This window comes from uncultured Campylobacter sp. (assembly GCF_938017615.1).
In the GTDB taxonomy this organism is placed as follows: Bacteria; Campylobacterota; Campylobacteria; order Campylobacterales; family Campylobacteraceae; genus Campylobacter_B.
In genome coordinates this window covers 1-2,663 of sequence record NZ_CALIJA010000197.1, presented here as the reverse complement: position 1 = coordinate 2,663, position 2,663 = coordinate 1, and the positions used below count along the sequence as shown (strand labels likewise).

The window sequence follows — 2,663 nt, the reverse complement described above, 5'->3', positions numbered from 1 at the left end:
CTAAAAAATTGATTAAATTTGCCGCGAATTTTAACGAGGCGGCGAGAATTTAACGACCACGGATCCACCAAGCCCGCTCAAAATTTAAATTTTACCTGAATTGAGCTATAATCGCGCATTAAATTTAACCTTGGATAAAGATTTGAAAATAGCTTTTTTTGACTCGGGTATCGGCGGACTAAGCGTGCTAGCTGAGGCTCTGCGGCGGTTTAGCGGGGCGGAGTTTTTGTATTTTGCCGACGAGGATCACGTCCCCTACGGCACAAAAAGTAGGGCCGAGATCGTGCGGCTGAGCCTCGATGCGGTCGGGTTTTTGGTCGCGCACGGCGCGGACGCGGTCGTCGTTGCTTGCAACACCGCCACGAGCGCGGCTATCTCGGAGCTTCGCGGCGCATTTAGCGTGCCGGTAATCGGCATGGAGCCCGCCGTCAAGCTCGCTGCAGACAGCTTTGGCGCGCGCCCGGCGCTGCTCATCGCCACGCCGCTAACGATCGCCGGCGAAAAGCTCGCGCGCCTCGTGGGGCGGCTGGAGTGCGAGACGTGGAGCCTGCCATTGCCTCGCCTCGTGGAGTTTGCGCAGGATTTGGAGTTTGACTCGCCTGCGATTCGGGCGTATCTGCAAGGGGAACTAGCTAAATTTGAGCTTGAGCGCCTCGGTTCGCTCGTGCTTGGTTGCACGCATTTTAACTATTTCAAGGACGTTTTGCGCGAAATTTTGCCGTCTCACGTACGCATCATCGACGGCATAGACGGCACGCTAAACCGCCTTGCAAGCGAGCTGGGCAGAGGGCTAAAACTTGCGTGCGGCGAGGATTTGCCATCGCGGGCAGCTAAATTTAACGCGGGCGGCGACGCAAAATTTGATACGAATTCATCGGCGCAAGCCGGCAAATTTGACGCAGAAGGACGAGACGCGGGCGGCGGACAGAGCATAAAGGGTAAGAGCAAGCAAGACGAGGGGGTCGATAAAAGCGCTCGCAGCGAGCAGGACGCAGGAGGGGGCAACGAAAGCTATGTCGGCAAAAATAATGCAGAAGAGTGCGGCAAGAGCGGCGGATGGTCGGCAGGCGATGCTCACGGCGTAGAGCAGTGCGACGAAGACAAATGCCGCATGTCGCCACGCGCCATAGATGCGAATTCACAGCTCAAGCTTTATTCTCGAGGCGGCGCGGATTTGTCCTTAGAATTTGAGCCGCGAAGCGAAGAGGCGGGTATTTCGCGAGTGAATTATCCAAACGGCAACAGCGTGGAGTATTTTTACTCAGGCAGGGCGCTAGATGCGGCGCAGCTGCGCAAGGTGGAACTGTTTTTAAAGCGGCTCGATGCGATGCGAGCAATCGACTAGGCTACGCGCCCGTGCGTCGTAGATCCGTAGCGCAGGTTGGGATTCCAGTGCGTCATAAATCACGTCAAATTAAAATTCCTGTTCATCGCGGATCACACTACGCGACTTAAAATTTAGATACGTGGTGGATTACTCTGCGCAAGTTAAAATTTTGATGCGCTATAAATCGCAGCGCAGACTCAAAATTTCGCCGTTTCGTAAATCGCGTCACATAGACTAAAATCTCAGCGCGCTAAAATTTAACTCGGCTTGATGATTTAGAAGCGGCTTCGCAACGGTGTGCGATCAATAGGGCCTAGCCGTCGCCCGGTGTGCGAAAGTTAAAATTTTACGGGGTAAATGCTGCCTTCCCGCCGCCCAGCACGCAAATTTAAGATTTAACGCACAACGCCGCCGTCCAACTTGAAGCAGCATAGCGCGAGAAAGATGCCGTCGCTTCTTTGAATTTAATAGCGTAAGTCAAGATTGCTGTATGCAAGGAATTCCTCGCGCCGCACGAGCTGTCGCCGCAGATTTGAAATTTTAAATTTAGACTAGATCGTGAAATTAGCATGCCGCACTGCGAAATTTCACCGCCGCCGGTGAAATTTAGACTAGCCGCGCGGCACAAATTTTAAAATGATTAAATTTTAAGACGCCGCGCAGCCCGTAAGTCTTTTCTGCGCTAGCCAAGCCCGCAGGCTTTAAATTTGAAATTCCAAAATCCGTAAAGCAAGATTTCGCGCCGTATCGTTTCGCAGGAGGAATTTTATACGGCAAAATTCTAAGCCGCGTAGAGCGAACTTACTCCGCGCCTTCAGTGTATAGTAAGTTAAAATGAGCTTTACGCATAGCGCATAAGAGGAATTTTAATATTGAAATAATATTAAAATCTTATTTTCTCCCCGAGAAAACTTTTTATCCTCTAAGCCTACGATTTTTTACTTCTGCCCTCCAGTAAAATATTTTTTACGCTCATTAAATCTATATTCTTCTAACCCCTTACTTGCATTTTCACAATTTTTGTGCATTTTGCTTCCTTCTTCTATCTTATCCCAATCACAATTCTTTTCTACTTCTTTAGCTTCCTCTATATGCTTTTCATAGTATTCTACCGTCATAACTTTTATGTCATTGACCGATTCTTTTGCATTCACGCAATTTTTATATGAGTTGCTTCCGTCCTTTAAAGTATTGAAATCACACTTCGCTAAAACCTCTTTGGCTTCGTCCAGATGCGCGTCGTAATATTCTTTGGTCTTTACCTCGGTATCGTCACCGCAACCTACCAATAAAGCAGCTAACACCCCCCCCAGAGGAACATTTTAGGATTTTTCAT

3 protein-coding genes are annotated in these 2,663 nt (G+C 49.3%); 1 reads left to right on the top strand and 2 read right to left on the bottom strand.

Annotated features, from left to right (window positions below; genetic code table 11):
• Window positions 1-142 precede the first annotated feature (142 nt).
• Window positions 143-1,345: a glutamate racemase gene (murI, locus tag Q0620_RS10055; RefSeq protein ID WP_298784952.1), complete on the top strand. Its 1,203-nt coding sequence runs from the start codon at window positions 143-145 to the stop codon at window positions 1,343-1,345.
• A 588-nt stretch (window positions 1,346-1,933) separates the two neighbouring features.
• Here murI and Q0620_RS10050 read toward each other — a convergent pair.
• Both Q0620_RS10050 and Q0620_RS10045 read right to left on the bottom strand, forming a co-directional pair.
• On the bottom strand, window positions 1,934-2,104 hold the full coding sequence (locus Q0620_RS10050; RefSeq protein WP_298784950.1) for a hypothetical protein: 171 nt from the start codon (window positions 2,102-2,104) through the stop codon (window positions 1,934-1,936).
• 161 nt (window positions 2,105-2,265) lie between these two features.
• The gene (locus Q0620_RS10045; RefSeq protein ID WP_298784948.1) at window positions 2,266-2,616 is read right to left on the bottom strand and encodes an EexN family lipoprotein; all 351 of its coding nucleotides are present in this window, start codon (window positions 2,614-2,616) and stop codon (window positions 2,266-2,268) included.
• Window positions 2,617-2,663: the final 47 nt, after the last annotated feature.